Raw genomic sequence first — 1,583 nt, 5'->3', positions numbered from 1 at the left:
GTCGTCGCGGGGGGCGGCGCCCGCCCGTACCGCGGCGGCCGGCCCGACCACCGTGCTCGGCGCCGTCCCGCTGGTGCTCAGCGGCGCCCTGATCGTGCTGCTCGGCGCGCTCGCTGGGTTCGCCGGGGTCCGCGCGCTGGCCGGGCAGGAACCGCTGTCGACGGTCACCGTCGCCACCGACCGGTCGCTGCGCACCACCTACCCGGACCCGCTCGGCTTCACCGTGCCGGTGCCCGACGGCTGGACGCAGTTCCGCTCGCCCGCCCCCGACGGCTCGGTCGTCGTCCGCTTCGTCAGCCCGGACGGCCGTCAGGAGCTCTCGGTCCGGGCGGCGACCTCGGTCCGGGCCGTCACCGACGCCCTCACCCCCGAGGCGCTGGGCGTCGACCCGGTCGAGGCCGGGCCGGTCGAGCAGCTGCCCGACGGCTCCAGCCAGGTCGCGCTCACCACCGGCAGCGGCAGCGCGCAGCGCAGCACGCTGATGCGCATCATTCCCGGCCGCGACCAGCTCGACGGGGTCTGGGTACTGCAGCTGACCTCCCCCGCCGGCCGCGCCGAGGACGCCGTCGCGGGCCTGTTCGACGCCATCGGCTCGGGCTTCCGCGCCACCCCGGGCTGAGCCGGCCACGGCGCCGGCGGCCCCTAGGCTGGCGCGCATGGCCGACACCGCCGACCCCACCGCTCGCGCCCACGCCGCCGCCGCCGAGCTCGCCCGCCGCACCGGCACCGACACCCACGACGTGGCGGTGGTCCTGGGCTCCGGCTGGCGTCCGGCCGCCGACGTCCTCGGCACCCCGGACACCGAGGTCCCGATGGCCGAGTTGCCCGGGTTCGTCGCGCCGTCCGCGGTCGGCCACGGCGGCACCGCCCGCTCGCTGCGCATCGGCGACACCCGGGTGCTGGTCCTGCTCGGGCGCACCCACCTCTACGAGGGCCACGGGATGGACCCGGTCGTGCACGGCGTCCGCACCGCCGCGGCGGCCGGTGTCCGCACGGTCGTGCTGACCAACGCGGCGGGCGGCATCACCGAGGGCCTGTCGGTCGGGCAGCCGGTGCTGATCTCCGACCACCTCAACCTGCTGGCGCGCTCGCCGCTGCACGGCGCGCATTTCGTCGACCTCACCGACGCCTACTCCCCCCGGCTGCGCGCCGCCGCCCGCGAGCTGGACCCGTCGCTGGTCGACGGCGTCTACGCCGGGCTGCCCGGTCCGCACTTCGAGACCCCGGCCGAGATCCGGATGCTGCGCACGCTGGGCGCGGACCTGGTCGGGATGTCCACCGTCGCCGAGACGATCGCCGCCCGCGCCGCCGGACTGGAGGTCGCCGGCATCTCGCTGGTCACCAACCTGGCCGCGGGTCTGTCCGGGCAGCCGCTGAACCACCAGGAGGTCCTCGACGCCGGCGCCGCGGCGGCGACCCGGATGGGCTCGCTGCTGCGCGACCTCGTCGGCCGCATCTGATGGTGCTGCCGGGGCCGCTGCGCGACGCGGCGCTGCGCTGGATCGCCGACGACCCCGACCCGGGCACCCGGGCCGAGCTGCAGCGCGTGCTGGCCACCGCGATGGCCGGCGGCGACGGTGCCG

Annotated in this window: 1 protein-coding gene and 1 pseudogene; both read left to right on the top strand. The window is 77.5% G+C overall.

Annotation, left to right across the window (positions count from 1 at the left end):
• Positions 1 to 619 (top strand): annotated as a pseudogene (locus GTW08_RS10640) (hypothetical protein); the annotation flags it as partial.
• Between the two features lie 37 nt (positions 620 to 656).
• A complete protein-coding gene (locus tag GTW08_RS10635) occupies positions 657 to 1,460 on the top strand; it encodes a purine-nucleoside phosphorylase (RefSeq protein ID WP_073576387.1) in 804 nt (267 codons plus the stop codon).
• Positions 1,461 to 1,583: the final 123 nt, after the last annotated feature.

The organism is Pseudonocardia sp. SID8383, assembly GCF_009864975.1.
Lineage (GTDB): Bacteria > Actinomycetota > Actinomycetes > Mycobacteriales > Pseudonocardiaceae > Pseudonocardia > Pseudonocardia alni.
The sequence above is the reverse complement of the archived record's forward strand: the minus strand, read 5'-3'. Positions and strand labels throughout refer to the sequence as shown.

Excerpts from the sequence above, each read along its gene's own strand:
- GTW08_RS10635 (WP_073576387.1), top strand. The coding sequence starts at position 657 with ATGGCCGACACCGCCGACCCCACCGCTCGCGCCCACGCCGCCGCCGCC.